General features: G+C 61.8%; 14 protein-coding genes. 11 read left to right on the plus strand and 3 right to left on the minus strand.

Annotation, left to right across the window (positions count from 1 at the left end; all coding sequences use genetic code 11):
- Positions 1-166: 166 nt before the first annotated feature.
- Positions 167-1453: an ABC transporter substrate-binding protein gene (locus tag HFO71_RS21960; protein WP_221988413.1), complete on the minus strand. Its 1287-nt coding sequence runs from the start codon at positions 1451-1453 to the stop codon at positions 167-169.
- A 191-nt stretch (positions 1454-1644) separates the two neighbouring features.
- Here HFO71_RS21960 and HFO71_RS21965 point away from each other — a divergent pair, with 191 nt between their 5' ends.
- The 6 genes from HFO71_RS21965 to HFO71_RS21990 are packed head-to-tail and all read left to right on the plus strand — an operon-like array spanning position 1645 to position 9780.
- A complete protein-coding gene (locus HFO71_RS21965; RefSeq protein WP_221988415.1) occupies positions 1645-4167 on the plus strand; it encodes a hypothetical protein in 2523 nt (840 codons plus the stop codon).
- Between the two features lie 17 nt (positions 4168-4184).
- Positions 4185-5279 carry a beta-galactosidase BglB gene (bglB, locus tag HFO71_RS21970; RefSeq protein ID WP_077976881.1) on the plus strand — a complete coding sequence of 365 codons (1095 nt, stop codon included), beginning with the start codon at positions 4185-4187 and terminating at the stop codon, positions 5277-5279.
- Entirely contained in the window at positions 5276-6640 is a 1365-nt protein-coding gene (gene pglB, locus HFO71_RS21975) for a polygalacturonase PglB (protein ID WP_077976882.1), read from the plus strand. The genes bglB and pglB overlap by 4 nt, the downstream gene beginning before the upstream one ends.
- The gene (locus tag HFO71_RS21980; protein ID WP_077976883.1) at positions 6628-7734 is read left to right on the plus strand and encodes an ABC transporter ATP-binding protein; all 1107 of its coding nucleotides are present in this window, start codon (positions 6628-6630) and stop codon (positions 7732-7734) included. Before pglB ends, HFO71_RS21980 begins: the two co-directional genes overlap by 13 nt.
- Before the next feature lie 2 nt (positions 7735-7736).
- Complete coding sequence (locus HFO71_RS21985) at positions 7737-8732, plus strand: carbohydrate ABC transporter permease (RefSeq protein WP_077976884.1); 996 nt, start codon at positions 7737-7739, stop codon at positions 8730-8732.
- A 1-nt stretch (position 8733) separates the two neighbouring features.
- Positions 8734-9780, plus strand: coding sequence for a carbohydrate ABC transporter permease (locus HFO71_RS21990; RefSeq protein WP_077976885.1), 1047 nt, complete (start codon positions 8734-8736; stop codon positions 9778-9780).
- A 248-nt stretch (positions 9781-10028) separates the two neighbouring features.
- On the opposite strand, the gene HFO71_RS21995 is transcribed toward HFO71_RS21990, so the two are convergent.
- Together HFO71_RS21995 and HFO71_RS22000 are read right to left on the minus strand one after the other, a co-directional pair.
- Entirely contained in the window at positions 10029-11105 is a 1077-nt protein-coding gene (locus HFO71_RS21995) for a LacI family DNA-binding transcriptional regulator (RefSeq protein WP_170269047.1), read from the minus strand.
- A gap of 75 nt (positions 11106-11180) precedes the next feature.
- Positions 11181-11813 (minus strand): TetR/AcrR family transcriptional regulator, encoded by a 633-nt coding sequence (locus tag HFO71_RS22000; RefSeq protein WP_077976886.1) that lies wholly within the window; start codon positions 11811-11813, stop codon positions 11181-11183.
- 109 nt (positions 11814-11922) lie between these two features.
- Here HFO71_RS22000 and HFO71_RS22005 point away from each other — a divergent pair, with 109 nt between their 5' ends.
- The 5 genes from HFO71_RS22005 (at position 11923) to HFO71_RS22025 (ending at position 20096) form a co-directional block, all read left to right on the plus strand.
- On the plus strand, positions 11923-12996 hold the full coding sequence (locus HFO71_RS22005) for an efflux RND transporter periplasmic adaptor subunit (RefSeq protein ID WP_077976887.1): 1074 nt from the start codon (positions 11923-11925) through the stop codon (positions 12994-12996).
- Positions 12993-14078, plus strand: a complete 1086-nt coding sequence (locus HFO71_RS22010) for an efflux RND transporter periplasmic adaptor subunit (RefSeq protein WP_168285883.1) — start codon at positions 12993-12995, stop codon at positions 14076-14078. The genes HFO71_RS22005 and HFO71_RS22010 overlap by 4 nt, the downstream gene beginning before the upstream one ends.
- Positions 14075-17149, plus strand: a complete 3075-nt coding sequence (locus HFO71_RS22015) for an efflux RND transporter permease subunit (RefSeq protein ID WP_221988417.1) — start codon at positions 14075-14077, stop codon at positions 17147-17149. The genes HFO71_RS22010 and HFO71_RS22015 overlap by 4 nt, the downstream gene beginning before the upstream one ends.
- Before the next feature lie 263 nt (positions 17150-17412).
- Entirely contained in the window at positions 17413-18498 is a 1086-nt protein-coding gene (locus HFO71_RS22020) for an alpha/beta hydrolase (RefSeq protein WP_231285738.1), read from the plus strand.
- Between the two features lie 146 nt (positions 18499-18644).
- A complete protein-coding gene (locus HFO71_RS22025; RefSeq protein WP_131641288.1) occupies positions 18645-20096 on the plus strand; it encodes an NCS1 family nucleobase:cation symporter-1 in 1452 nt (483 codons plus the stop codon).
- Positions 20097-20210 lie beyond the last annotated feature (114 nt).

The following is a 20210-nucleotide window of genomic DNA, read 5'->3' on the forward strand; positions in this document are numbered from 1 at the left end:
CTACCTTTCCTTGCGGCAGTTGTAGCGTGGTTCAGATCGTCGACAATTGGAAACCGATCAAAGTTTCGGAGAGGACGCCAGGCAGAAGCAAAAAACGATCAGCCACGGCCCGTTGCGAGGCCGTGGCTGATGCAGCGCGCAATCTGTGGGAGACAGGCGCGGCCGGTTACTTGTTGGCGGCGAGCGCCACGTTGACCTTGTCGACGTCCGCGCTCATCACCTTGAAGGTCTCGTCGAGGGAAAGCTCGCCGACGATCAGCTGGCTCATCCTCTGGACGATGAGCTGATAGATGGCCGAGGATCCCTTGAGGCGTTCCAGGTCTCGAGCTGCCTGCGGCACGCTATTGCGGCTTGCAAGGAAGACGGCCATCGCCTCCTTGGCATTCTTGCTCTCGAGCTTGTATTGCGGGTCCTTGATGTCGGCGCCCGTCAGGACGACGTAGTTCTCAGCGATTTCACGCTGGACCTTTTCAGAGCCGAGGAACTCGATGAAGGCGGCCACGGCCTCCGGAGACTTGGTGCGCTTGAAGCCGACGATCGCGGTGCCACCCGGCATCGCGTAGCAACCGGCATCGCCGCAGGGGGCGCTGATCGCCGTCCAGTCGAAGGCGTCGCCGATCTTCTTCTGGAACGGATTGACCATCCAGTTGCCCGCGAGATAGGTCACGACGTTGCCGTTGACGAATTCATCGCCCATGTTCTTATACTGGGTTCCGCCGGCAGCACCCCACATTTCCTTGGTGAAGGAGCCGTCCTTCGTCCAGCCGTAGAGATCCGTGACATAGCGCTTGGCGGCATCGTCGGGGAAGAAGAACTTGCCGTCCTTGACGTAGTTCGAACCGTAGGAGAATGCCGCGCCGGAGAAGCGATGGCCCGAGCGATCCATCGTGAAGGGGATCTGAGCGCCGGTCGCCTTGGCGACGCGCGCCGAGGCTTCGACGATATCCTTCAGCGTGGCGGTGGGCTTCGGAAGCGGTTCGCCGGCCTGTTCGAACAGCGTCTTGTTGACGAAGGGCAGGTTGAAGGTTTGCGACGCGATATAGCCGTTGATCGACTGCGGATCGTTGACGCCGGGGAAGCGAAGCGTGTTCAGGCTGTCGCCGTGCAGCTTGGCGAAACCGTCCGGGTCCTTCATGTAGGGACGCATGTCGAGGTAATAGGGCGCAAGCTGCCAGTCGGTGATCTTGGCGATGTCAGGGCCTTCGCCGACGGCAAGCTGTACCGGCAGCTGTTTGGCGACCGCATCATAGCCCGAAGAGACGAAGTTGACCTTGACGTCGGGATGCGCCGCCTCGAATTCCTTGCTGAGCGCTTCCATCCGCTCGACGTAAGCCTGGTCGTCGTCGGTGAACAGAAAGGTGATTGTCTTGGTTTCTGCCATGGCCGCGCCGGCCCATGCGAAAGAAACGGTTGCCAACGCCAGTGCGACGGCCCCTGAGAGATAGGTTTTCATTTTCATCCTCCCATGAAAACATTTTCATCAATCGCGGCATCAGCCATCGATAAATCAATTTCATATACTTGACATTCGTTCCGTCAAGCTATTTTCTGCGGCAATAGCGATGTTTTTGAGCAATTTGCAAAATTAGCGCGCACAAATAATCTAATGAAAATATTTTCATAAGATTGCGGAGGAGGCGGTCTGTGAAAACGGAATACATCAAGCAGCCGGATGGGATGGCGCCAGCATACAGCGTGGCCGAGGGGCAGACGATCACGGCATGGGCCGTTTCCGGCCTCATCGCCAGCTATTTTCCCGGCGAGCCGGCGCCGGCCGAAGACCGCGTGAACTATCGTTTCATCAACGGCTGCGTCGATGTCGGCGACCTGCCCTGCCGCAAGGCCTTCTGGTCGAGCATGGTGGGGCGGCCGCTACTACCCGACACAGCTTGGCCGACCGAAAGCCTCAATCTTCCCGGCTCGAACCGCCGTGTCGAGTTCACCGGCTTCTGGCACGTGCCGACGCATCTCAGGCGATGGCTGAAGGGCACGTTCAGGACGGAGACTGCGCGAACGCTCAATCTCAGACTGAAGACCTGCGGCGGCGTCCGCATATGGGTCAACGGACAGGAGGCGGTGCGCTTCGAACCCTTCAAGCGCAACACCGAGAGCACAACCGACATAAAGCTGGCGCTGGACGCCGGCGACAACCAGATTCTCGTCCACACCGAAGACCTGGCCGAGCGCGACACGACGTGGTTCTTCGAGCTCGAGATGCTGGACGGCGAGCCGCTTAGCGTGCTGCTGCCTGTATCGCTTGATCAGGATGAGGTCCGCGAGCTGGAAGCCCTTGCGCCCGGCGTGCGTCCGGCCCGCGACGTCTTCGTCAATCAGCCGCTGGAGATCATCTTCGGCACCGCGCCCGAACGCGACTTGCCTGTCGAGATCAAGGTCGTCGGCCATGGCCACGAGCGGCCCGTTCTCGCGCACTCCCGATTGACGCTCAAGGCCCATCAGAGCAGTCTCACGGCCGACGATGTCTGCGGCATTCCGGACGGTTATCACGGCGTGCATATGACGATCGGCAGCGGCACGGGTTCGGTTACGCGGGTCATCGATGCCGCCTTCATGAGCAGCATTTCTCCGTTGCCATCAGAGGCGTCGCTTGCCGCCCGCAAGCGGCAGGCGCTGGAATACAGCGCCCGCTTCGGCGCCAACCGCGTCGGGCGCCTGATCGCCATGATGGAAACCGGCCATCACGACCAGGAAAGCTTCGACCGCATCATCGACGCGACGCTCGCCTCCATCGATGCGCGGGAGGATTGCTCGGATTTCATCATGGTGCCGCTGTTGTGGCTGCTCGGCGCCTATGCCGACCGGATGCCCGATGCCGTGGTCGCTCGCATCCGGCATTCCGTCCGCTCCTATCGTTACTGGGTCGACGAGCCGGGCAACGACGCGATGTGGTTCTGGAGCGAGAACCACGTGCTCTGCTTCCATGCGAGCCAGCTGCTGGCGGGACTTCTCCTGCCCGACGAGGTGTTTTCGGCCTCGGGCAGGACGGGGCGTCAGCAGGCGGAACTTGGCCGCGAGCGGCTCGGGCGCTGGTTCGACAGCGTCGAAGCCCATGGCTTGGCGGAGTGGAACTCGGCGGCCTATTACCCGATCGACTTTATCGGCCTGCTGGCGCTGGAGCGCTGGGCCGAGACAAAGATATCGGCGCGCGCCCGCGCCCAGATCGATCTCATCTTCCGGATGATCGCCCTTCATACGCTCGCAGGCGTTCCGGCCGGATCGCAGGGCCGTGCATACGACAAGGAACTGCGTGCCGGCCCGCTGACCGAGCTTGCGCCTTTTGCCCAGGTCGCATTCGGAACCGGCTGGCTGAACAATGGTGTCGCGGCATTGACCATGTTCTGCGCCGGCGGCTACGAGCCGCCCGCCGATCTGGCTGAGCTTGCGGCGCTCACCCGGGCAAGAAGCGTCGAGGCGCGTTACAGCCAGGGGCTTGAGAGCGCAAAACTCGCGCTGTTCAAGAACGAGGCGGCGCAGCTTTCGACGGTCGTCGATCACAAGACCGGCCAGAAGGGCCACCAGCAGCATGTCCTCGACATCCGGCTGGCCGGCCATCCGATGGCGAGGCTGTGGGTCAACCATCCCGGCGAGGACGACCCCTGGGGCAATCAAAGGCCGTCCTATTGGGCCGGCAACGGCATCCTGCCGCGCGTTGCCCAGCATCGCGACGTCGCTCTGCTGATCGAGGATACAAGCGACGCACGCCACGCATGGACGCACGCCTATATCGGCCGCGACGGGCTGGACGAACTCATCATCGAAGAAAAGTGGCTCATCGCGCGATCGGGTGGGGGATTTTCCGCCCTCTGGGCGTCGAACGGCCTGGAGCTGATCACCGATGGCCCGACCGCCGGCCGCGAGGCGCGCTCCTACGGGCCGCTTTGCGGCTGGGCTGGTATCGTCGGATGCGGCAACGACGATGCCTTCAAGACGTTCGTCGAACGCCTGGGCCAGACGACGGTTTCCTTCGATCCCGAGCTTCGGCGTCTCTCCCTGACGCCGCCGGGCGGCCCGGCGATCGACCTCTCCTATGCCGACGGTCTTACGATCGGCGGCGAGGCGAGGCCCTTCACGCATGATCAGCCGCACCCGATCCTCACCTACGACAGTGCAGCCTCCGGCACCGGCACTGACGGGCCGTTCTACTCCTAAAAACATAGGTCTCCAGCATGAACACAACATCTGTCGATAACGCCGCCCTCCTGACGACGATCGATCGCGTGGCAACGGCTTTCAGCCGGCTCAGAGGCATCAAGGAAGGTCTCGTGACGGGAAATTCCGCCTCCGGAATCCAGTTTGACGAATGGGACTGGGAAGTCGGCGTCGGCCTTTACGGCTTCCTGCGGCGCGCCATTTCCACCAATGATCAGAAAGCGCTGCAGGAGCTCGTCGCCTGGTATGCCGGCCAGATCGAACGCGGCCTACCGCCGCGCCAGATCAACAGCACGGCGCCGATGCTGCCGCTGGCGATCCTCGTCCAGCATGTCGACCGTCCCGATTTTCGTGCTCTCGTCGAGGACTGGGCCGAATGGCTCGTCAAGGAACTGCCGAAGACCGAAGACGGCGGCTTTCAGCACGTCGTCAAGGAGCGTCTCAATGACGGCGAATTGTGGGACGATACGCTGTTCATGGCCTGCCTGTTTCTCGCCCGGGCCGGCGTGCTCTGCGAACGCAGCGAATGGATCGACGAAGCCGTCTATCAATTCGTGATCCACACCCGCTACCTCTCCGATCCGGTCAGCGGGCTCTGGTATCACGGCTGGACCTTCAACGGACGGCACAATTTTGCCAATGCCTTCTGGGCGCGCGGCAATGCCTGGATCACGGTCGCCATCCCCGAACTCTTCGATCTTGTTCCGACGCTCGGCGAGAAGGACCGGCGGTTCCTTTCGAATGTCCTCGTCAGCCAGGTGCGTTCGCTCAAGGCATACCAGCGGCCGGACGGGATGTTCACGACGCTTCTGGACGATCCGTCCTCGCCGCTGGAAACCTCGGCCACGGCAGGCATCGCCTATGGCATATTGCGCGCCGTCGATGCCGGCATTCTCGACAAGGACGACAGGGCCTATGCGGAGCGCGCGCTTGCGGCGGTGCTGGCGCAGATCGACGAGGAAGGTGTCGTCCACGGCGTCTCCGACGGCACGCCGATGGGTCATGACCTCGATTTCTACCGGCGCATCCCCAATGTGCCGACGCCTTACGGCCAGGCGCTGACCATGCTGCTCCTGACGGAAGTCCTCCTCGAGAACGGCCATCGCCAATGAGCCCCGTGTCTATTGTCGCGATCGAACCGGCGGAGGGCGACGATACGGTCCGCCTGCAGGCGGCCATCGACGGCCTGTCGGCTTCGGGCGGCGGACGCATGGAGCTCATGGCCGGCATCCATGTCTGCCGGGGGCTCCAGCTCAGATCCGGCGTCGAACTGCATCTGGCCGCCGGCGCGATCCTGCGTCCCGTTCCGGACTATGCCGCCTATGCGCATACGAGTGTTTCGGTGATCGCCGAAAAATCGGACCGCGCCATGATCGTCGCCAAGGATGCGCGGCGGATCAGCCTGACGGGGGCCGGCCGCATCGAAGCCGGCTGCGACAGCTTTATCGTGGGAGACGACGAGATTGTGGGAACCTTCATTCCGGCCGAATTTCGGCCCCGCGTCGTCGTCTTCGAGGGCTGCGCCGAGGTCGAGATCAGCTCCATCCATATCAGCCGCTCGCCGATGTGGACGCTGCACTTCGTCAACTGCACCGATGTCGCGGTCAGGAACGTGACCATCGATAACGACCGCCGTCTTCCCAATACCGACGGCATCGTGCTGGATGCCTGCCGCGGCGCCGTCATCGAGGACTGCCGGATATCGACGGCCGACGACGGCATATGCCTGAAGACGAGCATCGGTCCTGATCGCGTCGCCATCGGGCGATGCGAAAACATTCTCGTCCGCCGCTGCGCCGTTCAGAGCCTCAGCTGCGCGCTGAAGATCGGCACGGAAACGCATGGCGACGTCACCAATGTCGTGTTCGAGGACTGCACCGCCTCATCCTCCAACAGGGCGCTGGGCGTCTTTTCGCGCGACGGCGGCCGGATATCGAACGTAAGGTTTTCGAGAATTGCGGTAGAGTGCCGCGAGACCCCCGATGGCTTCTGGGGCTCGGGGGAGGCGCTGACCGTCAATGTCGTCGACCGTGTTACGGAACGCACGGCAGGCGCCATCGAAAATCTCATCGTCGAGGACATCACCGGCCGGATGGAGGGGGCGATCACCGTTATTTCGACGTCGTCGGCCGGCATCCGGAACGCATCGCTGGCGCGTATCGCCATCGATCAGCAGCCTGGGCAGCTCGGCACGGCGCGATCCTACGACCTGCGTCCGACGAACGCGGACCTTTCCCCAAAAGCCGATGGCGGCGGCCGTGCGAATGCCTGGACCCTCGGGTCGGACGGCCGGGTGATTGGTCTTGAGCACTATCCGGGAGGAATGCCGGCCGTCTACGTGGCTGATGTCACCGGGATCCTGATGAACGAGGTGCGGATCACGAGGCCGACACCGCTGCCGCAAGGCTGGAACAAAAACGACGCCGTCTTCGAAACGGCGGCACCTGATGGGAGTGGGACATGGCAGAACTGAAACTTTCCAACGTCAACAAGTCGTATGGCTCGGTCAAAGTCCTGCATGACGTCGAACTCGATATCAAGGACGGCGAGTTCGTCGTCTTCGTCGGTCCGTCGGGATGCGGCAAGTCGACCCTGCTGCGCGTCATCGCCGGCCTCGAAGAGGTGACGTCAGGCGCAATCGCGATCGGGGCGCGCGACGTCAGCGCACTCTCGCCGGCCGAGCGCAAGATCGCGATGGTCTTCCAGTCCTATGCGCTCTATCCGCATATGAGCGTTCGCAAGAACCTTGCTTTCGGGCTGGAGAACCTGAAGTTCAAGCGTGCCGAGATCGAGGCGCGGATTGCCGAAGCTGCCAGGATGCTGGCGATCGAACCCTATCTGGATCGGCGTCCGAAGCAGCTTTCGGGCGGCCAGCGCCAGCGCGTGGCGATCGGCCGGGCCATCGTGCGCGAACCTGATATTTTCCTTTTCGACGAGCCGCTGTCCAATCTCGACGCTGCGCTACGCGTCCAGACCCGGGCCGAGATCACCAAGCTCCACCGCGACATCAAGACGACGATGATCTATGTCACGCATGACCAGGTCGAGGCGATGACGATGGCCGACAAGATCGTCGTGCTGCGCGCCGGGCGGGTCGAGCAGGTCGGAGCACCGCTGGACCTGTTCGACAGCCCGCGCAATCTCTTCGTCGCGGGCTTCCTCGGCTCGCCGCGCATGAACATCATCAAGGGCAAGGTATCAGGCGTCAGCGAAAGCGGCGTCACCATCGATGTCGGCAACGGCGGCAGCATCGTCAGCGATGTCGATCTCGCCGGCATTGCGGTCGGCCAGGCCGTTCTCGCCGGTATCCGGCCCGCGCATTTTTCACGCTCCAGCGAGCAGGGCCTGCCGTTCATCGTCCAGTATCACGAGGGCCTCGGCACCGAGACCTATGTCTATGGCAACCTTGCAGGTCGGGATGAGCAGATCATCATTCATGAGGCCGGCCATTTCGCGCCGGCGCCTGGTGATCACATCGTGATCGATGCCGCCCCGGGGCGGGTTCATCTGTTCGATCCCGAAAGCGGCCTGGCTTTTGCCCGGCGGCCCGGACAGGGGAGGCGCTGAACATGGCGGCGCTCAAGGCAGGTGCATTGCTGTCCCAGGCAGGGGAAACGGCGATGAGAGTGGTCGAAACCCCGATAAATCTGATCGAGCGCGTGTTCGGCCGCAAGCGTATGCCATGGCTGTTCCTGGCGCCGAACCTCGTTCTGTTCGCTATCTTCACGTTCCTTCCGATCGCGATCGCGATCGGTTACGCCTTTACCGGCGGAACCAATCTTTTCGTGTCGGAGCGCCCCTTCGTCGGCCTGGACAATTTCCGCACGCTGCTTTCCTGCGGCAATTATCTGCAGCCGGGAACCTGCCAGGAATCGCTGTTCTGGACGGCTGTGTGGAACACGCTCTGGTTCGTGGCCTTCAATGTCGTCGCCACATTGCTCGTGGCGCTGATCACGGCGCTGATCCTCAATCGGGCGATCGTCGCGCGCGGCTTCTTCAGGGCGATGTTCTTCTATCCCGTCCTGCTGTCACCCGTCGTCATCGGTCTCATCTGGAAATGGTTCCTCGATCGCAACGGGCTGTTGAACGCCTTCTTCCAGATGATCGGCGTTCCCCCTGAAATCTTCCTGCTCGACGTCGGCTGGTCGCGCTTCTTCGTCGTCGCGGTGTCGGTCTGGTTTCACATGGGGTTTTATACCCTGATCCTCCTCGCTGGCCTCCAAGCCATCCCGAAGGAGCTCTACGAGGCTGCCTCCATCGATGCCGCCTCGCCGCGCCGCACGCTGTTCAGGATCACGCTTCCCCTGCTGGCCCCGAACCTCTTAGTCGTGTTCATTCTTTTGATGATCAAGTCCGTCCAGATCTTCGACGAGGCCTGGGTTCTGACCAATGGCGGCGGCCCCGGCACGGCCAACAGCTTCATCGTCCAATATATCTACCAGATGGCATTCGGCAGCGATCTTCGCCTCTTCGGACTGGCCTCCGCTGCCTCGGTTCTCATGGGGCTGGTGCTTCTGGTTCTCACCCTCATACAGCTGCGCATCGGCAAGCGAATGGAGTCCTGAGATGAACCCGATCAGCTTTTTCACGCGCACACGCCGGGCCGGACGCATCGATATAACCGACATATTGTCATGGGTCTGGCTGATCGGCGGAACCTTCGTGGTGTTGCTTCCGGTCCTCTGGGCAGGCCTCTCCTCGCTGAAGCCGGCGGCTGAAATCACCCGGTTTCCGCCGACACTGCTTCCCCGGGCCGCCGTCGAACAGACCGTGCCCGGCTTCGACAAGCCGCTTAGCCTCTGGCAGGTCAATGTCGATGGCCAGATGCGTGAAATGGCCATGGTCCGCCGCATCGGCCTCAAGGCCCAGATGATCGATCCCGCAAATCCGGGACCACCCGTCAGCGTCGACGTCAAGGGGATGACGCCGGTGCAGAAGCTGACGGTTGCCACGCAGAATTACACCGATCCGCTGACGCGTTTCAACTTCCTGACATTCCTCAAGAATTCAGTGTTCGTCACCTTCGTCGCAACGCTTCTGACGCTCATCGTCAACGCCATGGCGGCCTTCGCCCTGTCGAAATACAAATTTGCAGGTGATACGACTGTCTTCGTCATCATCATTTCGACGCTGATGATCCCGCTCGCCGTCGTCATGGTGCCAGCCTATCTCGTCATTGTCGGGGTAGGGCTTGCCGACAACCTCTGGGGCGTCATCCTGCCGACGGTTGCCTCTCCGACCGCCGTCTTCCTGCTGCGGCAATATATGCTCACCATACCCGACGAGCTGATAGAGGCGGCGCGCGTCGATGCGGCGAGCGAATTCTGCATCTTCTGGCGCATCATCCTGCCGCTGACGGCGCCGGCGCTCGCGGTGCTGGCGATCTTTTCCGTGCTCTGGCGATGGAACGATTTCCTCTGGCCGCTCATCGTCCTCAACAGCCGCGAGAATTTCACCCTGCAGGTCGGCCTGAATGCATTCCAGGGAGAGTTCTCGGTGCAGTGGCACTATATCCTGGCGATGACGTTCCTCAGCCTGCTGCCTGTCACCGTCGTCTTCCTGTTCCTGCAGAAGTACATCACCACTGGCATCGCCGGAACAGGCATGAAGTGAACGGCGAGGCGTGGAGATAGACCTCCCCGCAATCGCCGAACGACCATACCACGTCTTCCTCCCGGCTGAGGCGCGTCGCATTGAACCTGGTTCATGCGGCGCGTTTCGGTTTTTGTCTTTGCCCAAAGCCCTCATTCGTCGGCCACGTTGTGACATGCATCCTTGACTGGCACCGAGGTACCCCAATTGATCGCCTGGATCTCTCCAATTCATCTCCAATGCCGGAATAAAGCATCAGGCCGCGACATCTAACGCGGCGGCCCGATGCTGCCGCGCAGGACGAGGTGGCATCCAAGTTCCAGGCGATGGGCCGGCCGCTGCGGATCGTTGGCGATCAGGCGCTGTTCGATCAGCGCCAAGGCGGCGGCGCCGAGCCTGTCTGTGGGAACGCTGACCGTCGACAACGGCGGGCGGCTGAACTCGCCGGGAACGATGTCGTCGAACCCCAGCACTGATATCGCTTCCGGCACGCGGATGTCCCGATCGGCCAATGCCTTCAGACAGCCGAGCGCCAGATTGTCGGCGGCGCAAAAGACGGCGGTCGCGCCTTTCATCGTGGCATCGCGGTCGAGCAGCGCGTTGATCGCAGCCTCGCCGTGCTTGGGCTCATACCCCTCGGCCTCGACGATCATATCGTCCGGCACCGGAAGCTGGGCGGCGAAATAGGCATCGGAAAAGCCGTCATATCGGCGCTGGATCGTCGTGCGTCCCTTCCAGGTCAGGTGCAGGATACGGCGATGCCCGAGCGCCAGCAGGTGCTCGATGCCGAGCCGCGCTCCGAAGCGGTTTTCGGGGGTGACCGTATCGACCAGCATGGCGGGGTCTTCGCCGTTGACGATGACGACAGGCATATCAGGGGAGGCGAGGCTTCGGATCAGTTCCGGCTGATCGTCGTTCAGGACCACGATGCCGTCGGCGCGTTCCGAGAGCGCGATCTGCCTGACTTGAGCGCCGTCGATACGCCGGCCGGTGCTGACGAAGGGTACGATCCTGATGCCGCGGCGTTCGCACTCCCTACGGAGACCGTTGAGGATCGTCCAGCTCACCAGATTGAGGTCGCTCTCGGGCGCGGCATCGTCGGGAATGGCGAGAAGCAGGACGCGCAAGGTCGCGATCGTTGCCTTCTTCCTCCGGCGGTCGAGGTAGCCTAAGCGTTTGGCCGAATCCAGAACCCTTTCGCGTACCTCGATCGTTAGCGGTGCGGTTCCGTTGAGCGCGTGCGAGGCCGTGCTCAGCGACACGTCCGCATCGCGCGCGACATCCTTGAGATTGACTTTGCGTTCCACTTTTTCCGTCACGAATTGAGGTCGTGCCTTCGAAGGCATAGCTAACTCGATGTTTTCACATAAAAACTTGAGAAAAGCTACGTGCCTGGTGCGGTATTTTTTGTCATTTGGCGATCAGTGAGGTTTGGCAAGCAGGCCATTGAGCAGCAGGTCGAAATAAGTCCGCAGGAAGGCCTCCTTGTTGGGTGTGGGCACGCGGCGGTCGTCGAATATCAGCCGCAGAACTGTCGTCGTCAGGATGGGCGCGACCACGATGTCGGAGAATTCCACCGGAACTTCGCGAAACTCCCCCGACGTCACACCCTCCAGAATGAGAGCGTCGACCTTGGTGATGATTGGCTCAATGAACTGATCGTGGTGGCGGTCGATCAGGTCGGGGAACCGGTGTCCTTCGGCGATGACCAGCCGTGTCAGTTCGCGGGTCGTACGATCCTCGGCGATTTGTTCATAGAGCAGGCCGAGAATGGAAATCAGCCGGTCGGTGGCGCTGCCGCTGAGGTTCTCGGTGATCCCCAGCAGTTCTTGAAACGGCACCGAGAAATGGTTGATCATAGCTTCGAAAAGTTTCTCCTTCGTCTCGAAGTAGACATACACCGTACCCTTGGTGACGCCGACCCTGTCGGCGATGTCTTCGACGCGCGTGCCGGTGAAACCGCTTCTCACGAATTCCTCGAAGGCGGCATCCAGGATCTGGATTGGCCGCAGCGCTTTCTGTTCCGCGCGTGTGATCTTCTTCTGAGCTGCCATTTGCCTCGCCTCCCTTGTTGCGCTCGCCCTGATCCCGCGGCACAAAGTTTCATTGACTAATCCGTCAGTCAATTATATAGGAGCTGCCGTTGAGAGCAAGAGGTCAACTATGAGAACCATTCTGGTCGCCACAGCGATCGTATGCGCCATCGGTCTCGGATCATGCAGCGATGCAAGCGGGCCGACCGAGCCCACCCCGCGGCAGATCTCCGTCGTCGTCGCCAAGCCTGAGCCGCTGGCTCAGGGCGGCGCGGTCACAGGAGAAGTGCGGGCGCGTGTTCAGACCGATCTGTCCTTCCGCGTCAGCGGCAAGATCATCGAGCGGCTGGTGGAAGTCGGACAGTCCGTGAAGGCGGGGCAGCTCCTCGCGCGGATCGATCCGGAAGAGCAGAAGGCCGAGCTGGAGGTGGCGGCAGCCAATCTTCAGTCGGCTGAGGCGCAGCAGACCCAGGCACAGCTCGCATACGACCGCCAGCAGAGCCTGTTTCGAACGCAGGTGACGACGCGTGCGGCACTCGACCAGGCGCAGGAAGCGCTTCTGACCGCGCAGGCATCGACGAAGTCGGCGCAGGCGCTGTTGGAAACCGCTCAGGATACCTTGTCTTACACAGAGCTGAAGGCGGACGCCGACGGGATGATCACTGCCCGCAATGCCGAGGTCGGGCAGGTGGCGCAGGCCGCCCAGGTCGTCTTCACTCTTGCCCATGACGGTGACCGCGATGCCGTCTTCGAAGTGGTCGAAAGTGCGTTCCTGCGCCCGATCGACGGCGATGGCACAGTGGCCCTGCTATCTGACCCGACGCAGAAGATCGCGGCGAAGGTTCGCGAGATTTCGCCGACGATCGATTCCTCCACCGGAACCATCAAGGTCAAGGTCGCGATATCGAGCGACGCTCCGATGCCTCTCGGCGCTCCCGTCGTCGGAAGATTCAATTACGTCTCGCAGGACGTCATCCAGCTTCCCTGGTCCGCCATGACATCCAAGGACGGCAAGCCGGCCGTCTGGATCGTCGATCCCGCATCGTCTGCGGTTTCGGTTCGGGCGGTGGATATCTCCGGCTATGAGACCGGCAGCTTCATCGTCAAGTCGGGCGTATCGCAAGGTGAGGTCGTGGTGGCAGACGGAACCAAGTTCCTCAGGCCGGGTGAAATCGTGTCTTATGTCAAGGAAGTTTCCAAGTGAGAATTCGTCTCAACATAGTCGCTCTGATGATGGGTACGACCCTGATCTCCTCCTGCGCGCCGCAGGATGAGGAGAAGGGGGAAACGCCCCGTCCCGTGCTGTCGATGACAGTCAAGCCGACATCGGCCTCGAGCTTGAGCCTCACCGGCACGATCGAACCTACGATCAAGACCGAACTCGGGTTCCGGATTCTCGGGCGGATGATCGCCCGCAACGTCAATGTCGGCGATCTCGTCAAGAAGGATGACGTCGTTGCCGCCATCGATCCGCTGGCGCTGGAGCTTGCCGTACGCAACGCTCAGTCGGACGTCGAGAACAGCGACGCCCAGCTCAGAAACGCGGTGACCACGGAGCAGCGCCAGCGCGCGCTGCTGACGTCGCGCTCCGGCACCGAAGCCTCGCTCGAAGAGGCCGAGCAGGCAAGGCGAACCGCCGCAGCCGCCGTCGCCAAGGCGCAGGCCAATCTCGACAAGGCCAAGGAGCAGCTCGGTTATGCGCAGCTTCGGGCGGAGTTCGACGGGGTGGTGACGGCGACCTCGGCCGAGGTCGGGCAGGTGGTGTCGGCCGGCCAGACAGTCGTGACCATTGCCCGGCCGGACAAACGCGACGCCGTTGTCGATGTCCCGCAGGCGGCCGCCCAGAAACTGAAGATCGGCGCGCCCTTCGAAGTGACGTTGCAGCTCGATCCGACCATCCGCACGTCCGGGATCGTGCGCGAAATAGCACCGGAGGCGGAGACCTCTACCCGCACGAGCAGGACCAAGATCGCGCTCACCAATCCGCCCGAAGCCTTCAGGCTCGGCTCGGTCATCACAGCCGCGGCAACCATTGCCGCCGATCCGCAGATCGTCCTGCCTTCCTCGGCAATCCTTGCGAGCAGCGACGGCCCGAGTGTCTGGATCGTCGATGCACCTGCCGGAAAGGTATCGCTTCGCCGCGTGAAGATCGACGGCGACGTCGAAGACGGCGGCAGCGTCCGCGTCACCGAGGGGCTCGCCCCCGGAGAAAGGGTCGTCGTGGCAGGCGTGCATAAACTTGAAGATGGCCAGGCCATCAGGATCGACCAGGAGATCAGCCAGTGAAGTCCTTCAATCTTTCCGACTGGGCGCTCGAACACCGTTCGCTCGTCTGGTACTTCATGATCGTCTTCATTCTCGCAGGCGCCTTCTCCTACGTGAAGCTCGGCCGCGAGGAAGACCCGAACTTCACGATCAAGACGATGGTAATCACCGCCCAGTGGCCCGGCGCCTCCGCCGAAGAAGTGACGCGGCAGGTGACCGACAGGATCGAGAAGAAGCTCCAGGAACTGGAATCGCTGGACTATACCAAGAGCGAGACCGTTGCCGGCCAGACGACCGTCTTCGTCGAGCTGCTGCCGACGACCAAGGCAAGGGACGTGGCGCCGACCTGGCTGCGCATCCGCAACATGATCGCCGACATCAAGGGTGATTTCCCGACCGGCGTCGTCGGTCCTTTCTTCAACGATCGCTTCGGCGACGTTTTCGGAAACATCTACGCCTTCACCAGCGACGGCCTTACTCAGCGGCAGCTTCGCGATCTTGTGGAAAACGCCCGCTCCGAGGTCCTGACCGTGCCCAATGTCGGCAAGGTCGATGTGGTCGGCGCCCAGGACGAGGCGATCTATCTGGAATTCTCCACGCGCCAGATCGCAGCACTCGGGATCGACCAGCAGTCGGTCATCCAGACCCTGCAGGCGCAGAATGCCGTCACGCAATCCGGCTTCGTCGATGCCGGGCCAGAGCGATTCGCCTTGCGGGTGAGTGGACAATTCACCTCCGAGGAAAGTCTGAGATCGATCAATCTTCGGATCAACGACCGCTTTTTTCCGCTGACCGACGTCGCCACGATCAAACGCGGCTACGTGGATCCGCCGTCGGCGCTGTTCCGATTCAACGGCCAGCCTGCCATCGGGCTTGCAATCGGCATGAAGCAGGGCGCCAATCTTCTGGAGTTCGGCGAGGGGCTCGACGCGCAGATGAAGCGTGTCGTCGCCGACCTCCCGATCGGCGTGGATGTCCACCGCGTTTCCGATCAGCCGGCCGTTGTCGACGAAGCGGTGTCCGGATTTACCCGCGCGCTCTTCGAAGCGATCGTCATCGTGCTGATCATCAGCTTCATCAGCCTTGGTCTTCGCGCCGGCATGGTGGTGGCGATCTCCATACCGCTCGTGCTCGCCATCACCTTCGTGGTGATGGAGTATTCCGGCATTTCGCTTCAGCGCATCTCGCTCGGAGCTTTGATCATCGCACTCGGGCTGCTTGTCGACGACGCCATGATCGCTGTCGAGATGATGGTGGCCCGCCTGGAGGCGGGCGACGATCTCAGGAAGGCCGCCACCCACGTTTATACGTCGACCGCCTTTCCGATGCTGACGGGAACGCTCGTGACCGTAGCGGGCTTCATTCCGGTTGGTCTCAACAACAGCGCTGCCGGTGAATTCACCTTCACGCTTTTCGTCGTCATCGCGGTTTCGCTGATCGTCTCCTGGGTGGTGGCGGTGCTGTTCACGCCGCTTCTCGGCGTCACGATCCTGCCGAAGACGATGAAATCGCATCACGAGAAGAAGGGCCGCTTCGCCTCGGTCTTCTCCTGGCTCCTGGGCCTGGCGATGCGCTGGCGCTGGGTCACCATCATTCTGACGGTCGGCGTTTTCGGGCTTTCGATTGGCGGCATGGGGCTGGTGCAGCAGCAGTTCTTTCCCAGCTCGGACAGGACTGAGCTCATTATCGACTGGAACCTCCCCCACAACAGTTCGATCGCCGAAACCAATAGGCAGATGGCCAGGTTCGAAAAGGAGATGCTGGCCGACAACAAGGATATCGATCATTGGACGACCTATGTCGGCCAGGGCGCCCCGCGCTTCATCCTATCCTTCGACGTGCAGACGCCCAACGTGTCGTTTGGACAGACGATCATCGTCACCAAGGGGCTCGACGTGCGCGACAAGGTGCGAACAGAGCTGCAGGACTATCTGACGAAAACCTTCCCGGGCACCGACGCCTTCGTGAAGCTTCTCGACATCGGTCCGCCGGTCGGCAAGCCGGTCCAGTACCGGGTCAGCGGCCCTGATATTCAAAAGGTCCGCGATCTCTCCCAGAAATTTGCCGGCGTCATCGGATCGCATCCGCTTCTGGCGAACATGGTCCTGGACTGGAACGAGCCGTCCCGCGTGGTGAAGGTCGATGTCCTGCAGGACAAGGCGCGCCAGCTCGGCGTATCCTCCGAAGACATCGCCACCGCCCTCAACGGCATCGTCGAAGGCTCGACGGCCACCCAGGTTCGAGACGATATCTACCTGGTCAATGTCATCGGCCGCGCCAGGGCTTCCGAGCGCGACTCCATCCAGACGCTGCAGAACCTGCAGCTCTCCACCTCCAATGGCAAGGTCGTGCCGCTCTCCGCCGTGGCGAATTTCCGCTACGAGCTCGAGCAGCCGACCATCTGGCGTCGCGACAGGCAACCCACCATAACGATCAAGGCGGCCGTCGTCGGTCCGACGCAACCGGCCACGGTCGTCGAACAGCTCAAGCCGAAGGTCGAAGAATTCCAGAAAGGCCTTCCAGTGGGATACAAGGTGGAAGTGGGTGGCGCGGTCGAATCCAGCGCCGACTCACAGGGGCCGATCGTGGCTGTGGCTCCGCTGATGCTGTTTGCGATGGCGACGATCCTGATGATCCAGCTGCAAAGCTTCAGCCGCCTGTTCCTGGTGTTCGCCGTCGCGCCGACGGCCCTGATCGGCGTCGTCGCGGCCCTGCTCCTCAGCAACGCCCCCATGGGCTTCGTCGCGATCCTGGGCGTGCTCGCGCTCATCGGCATTCTGATCCGCAACTCTGTCATCCTGGTTGTCCAGATCGAGCATTTGCGCAGCGAAGGAATGGCGGCCTGGCAAGCGGTCATCGAGGCCACCGAACACCGCATGCGGCCGATCATGCTGACGGCCGCGGCAGCCACGCTGGCGCTGATCCCGATCTCGCGCGAGATCTTCTGGGGGCCGATGGCCTACGCCATGATGGGCGGCATCGTCGTCGGAACCGCACTCACCCTGCTGTTCCTGCCTGCGCTCTACGTCGCGTGGTTCAGGATTCCGAGGGACGAAGGCGTTCGGGCCGAAGCCGCGGCGGCAGAGGTGTGACGCAGTCTTCGACGGCCATCGCCCACGGCCGCCGCGGCGGCCGCTGCAACACGGGCCGCGATAAAATGTGTGGGGTGGCGCAGGCGATGCCATCCCACGCGGGAACGAGAACGACATGCCGTATGACGAGATTGGCGCCCGAGAGCCTTGATCCCAGGGGAAATTTATCGATGACGGAACGATATTCTCCGGAGCCCTCGAAGGCAGATCACCGAGAGCTCCTGAAGACCGGGCCGGCCATCATTGCCGCGATCGGCCTGGCGATGCTCGCAGGCTGTGCGACGAGACCATCGCCGGACGTATTGAAGCCAGTTCATCTGAGTCAACCGACTCATGCCGAAAAGACCCCGGTCAGCGTGAAGGTGCTCGTAGCGACCAACAGAACCCCCGATAGCATACGGGGCGGGTTCGGCAGCACCTGGGCTGACAATCTTACCTACGAGCAATATGCGTTTTCGGTCCCTCCCGGCCGGAAGGACACCGCGATCACATATCCGACCTCGAGACCGGATCCCGAACGCCAATTTGCTGTCATCAGGCGCAAGCAGCTTGCAAAGGACGCCTTCGTAGAGGAGGCGCTCCGCTCGACGCAGTCCGACGGCACTGTCGGCATCTTCGTGCATGGCTATAACTATAGCTATCAGGAGGCGCTGTTTCGCACCGCGCAGATTGCCGCGGACGCCAAAATTCCGGGTTCTCCAGTTCTGTTTTCGTGGCCTTCGGCCGCTGCCGTCGCCGGCTATGTCGCCGACCGCGATGCGGCTCTCTCCTCGCGCAGCGACCTCGACTCGCTTGTCGCCGCGCTCTCGGCTTCCGGAAAGGTGAAACGCATTATCCTTTTCGGACATAGCATGGGCGGATTCCTGGTGATGGAAACGGTGCGCCAGCTCAAACTACAGCATCGCGACGACGTCATCGGCAAACTGGCGGTGATCCTCGCAGCCCCTGACATCGACGTCGATGTTTTCCGATCCCAGCTGAAGGATATCGGTCGGATGCCTATTCCCATATGTCTTCTCGTTTCGAAGGATGACCGGGCGCTGGTGGCCTCGAGCTTCATAGCGGGGGAGCGGGCGCGCGTCGGACGCCTCGATATCGACGATCCCGTCATCAGGGAGGCTGCCTTGAAGGAAAGGCTTCGGGTCATCGACATCACGTCGATCCAGGCATCCGACGGGCTGGGGCACGACCGCTACGCATCGCTCGCCAAGTTCGGAGCGCAGCTTGCCTCCTTCGAAAGCGGCAGGCGTTCGACCGCCGGCGACGTTGGCGCCTATGTCTTCGATGCCGCCGGCGCTGCGGTCGCAAGTCCGTTTCGTCTAGCCGGGCGTGTCGTCGGCTCGCAATGACCAGACGGAGGTCAGGGCGGCGATGGCTAATCCTCAGGCATCACCAAGACATGTGCATAATGTGACTATTAAATTGTCACATGCATAAATGGAGAGCAGACTTCCCCCCGTGGTCAAATTGACCTCGAGGATATGGGAGGGCATTCATGAGCGTAAAAAATCCGTCTCCCTCGTTGTACAACGAGGATCTCGCACCTGCCGAGGAGCGCAAATGGGGTGCATTCAGCATCTTTAACGTCTGGACATCAGACGTCCACAGCCTGTGGGGCTATTATCTGGCGGCGAGCCTGTTCCTGCTATGCGGCAGCTTCGTCAATTTCGTCATCGCCATCGGCATCGGATCTCTGGTCATCTTCTGCCTGATGAGCCTGGTCGGCAATGCGGGCGTGCGCACCGGCGTCCCCTTTCCGGTTCTGGCGCGCGCCTCCTTCGGCACGTTCGGGGCGAATGTTCCAGCACTGGTCCGGGCGGTGGTTGCCTGCTTCTGGTACGGGGCGCAGACCGCTGCCGCATCCGGCGCGATCGTTGCTTTGCTGATCCGCAACGACAGCCTGCTTGCCTTTCATCAAAACAGTCACATGCTCGGCCACTCGACCCTCGAGCTTATCTGCTACGTTGTCGTCTGGGCGCTGCAGCTGCTGATCATTCAGCGCGGGATGGAAACGGTTCGCAAATTCCAGGATTGGGCCGGACCCGCCGTCTGGATCATGATGCTGGTGCTCGCGGTCTATCTGGTCGTCAAGTCAGGCACCTTCTCCTTCGGGTCTGAAATCCCGCGCGACGTGCTGATCGAAAAGACCAAGGATGCCGGCGTGCCGGGCGAGCCCGGTTCGATCGCAGCCCTTGCTGCCGTAGCCGCCACCTGGATCACCTATTTCGCAGCGCTCTACCTGAATTTCTGCGATTTCTCGCGCTACGCAACGAATGAAAAGGCGCTGAGGAAAGGCAACCTCTGGGGACTGCCGATCAATCTCCTGGCGTTCTGCCTCGTCGCAGGTGTGACGACCACCGCCGCCTTCACCGTCTACGGAGAGGTGCTGCTGCATCCGGAACAGATATCGGCGAAATTCGACAGCTGGTTCCTGGCGCTGCTTGCGGCGCTGACATTCGCGATCGCAACGCTCGGCATCAACGTCGTGGCGAACTTCGTGTCTCCGGCCTTCGACTTCGCCAACGTCTTCCCGCGGCAGATCAACTTCAAGCGCGGCGGATATATCGCCGCCCTGATCGCTCTCGTGCTTTACCCGTTTGCTCCGTGGGAGACGGGTGCCGCGCATTTCGTCAATTTCATCGGGTCGACGATGGGGCCGATCTTCGGAATCATGATGGTGGACTACTATCTCATAAGGAAGAGCCAGCTGAACGTCGAAGCGCTCTACCATGAGAATGGCGAGTTCCGCTTCCAGAACGGATGGCACGGCAATGCCTTCATCGCATTTGCGGTGGGGGCGTTGTTTTCCTCGATCCTGCCGACTTTCACCACCATCCTGCCGGACTGGTGGGGCACTTACGGCTGGTTCTTCGGCGTCGCCATCGGCGGAGCGATCTATTTCGTGTTGAGAATGGGCGCGCGGCGCAATCCGGCCTTCGCGTCCTGACCGAATGAAAAGCGCCCGGCAATCGCCGGGCGCCTTTTTATGTCGGGGATTCCTGTCTCCGCCCGTTTCAGCGGCGAGCGGCAACCGCATGGACGATATTTCCACGGACACATG

Source organism: Rhizobium laguerreae, from assembly GCF_019778565.1.
GTDB classification, from domain to species: Bacteria; Pseudomonadota; Alphaproteobacteria; order Rhizobiales; family Rhizobiaceae; genus Rhizobium; species Rhizobium laguerreae.

Excerpts from the sequence above, each read along its gene's own strand:
- HFO71_RS21985 (WP_077976884.1), top strand. The coding sequence starts at position 7,737 with ATGGCGGCGCTCAAGGCAGGTGCATTGCTGTCCCAGGCAGGGGAAACG.
- HFO71_RS22005 (WP_077976887.1), top strand. The coding sequence starts at position 11,923 with ATGAGAACCATTCTGGTCGCCACAGCGATCGTATGCGCCATCGGTCTC.
- HFO71_RS22000 (WP_077976886.1), bottom strand. The coding sequence starts at position 11,813 with ATGGCAGCTCAGAAGAAGATCACACGCGCGGAACAGAAAGCGCTGCGG.
- pglB (WP_077976882.1), top strand. The coding sequence starts at position 5,276 with ATGAGCCCCGTGTCTATTGTCGCGATCGAACCGGCGGAGGGCGACGAT.
- HFO71_RS21980 (WP_077976883.1), top strand. The coding sequence starts at position 6,628 with ATGGCAGAACTGAAACTTTCCAACGTCAACAAGTCGTATGGCTCGGTC.
- HFO71_RS21960 (WP_221988413.1), bottom strand. The coding sequence starts at position 1,453 with ATGAAAACCTATCTCTCAGGGGCCGTCGCACTGGCGTTGGCAACCGTT.
- bglB (WP_077976881.1), top strand. The coding sequence starts at position 4,185 with ATGAACACAACATCTGTCGATAACGCCGCCCTCCTGACGACGATCGAT.
- HFO71_RS21995 (WP_170269047.1), bottom strand. The coding sequence starts at position 11,105 with ATGCCTTCGAAGGCACGACCTCAATTCGTGACGGAAAAAGTGGAACGC.
- HFO71_RS22025 (WP_131641288.1), top strand. The coding sequence starts at position 18,645 with ATGAGCGTAAAAAATCCGTCTCCCTCGTTGTACAACGAGGATCTCGCA.
- HFO71_RS21990 (WP_077976885.1), top strand. The coding sequence starts at position 8,734 with ATGAACCCGATCAGCTTTTTCACGCGCACACGCCGGGCCGGACGCATC.
- HFO71_RS22020 (WP_231285738.1), top strand. The coding sequence starts at position 17,413 with ATGCTCGCAGGCTGTGCGACGAGACCATCGCCGGACGTATTGAAGCCA.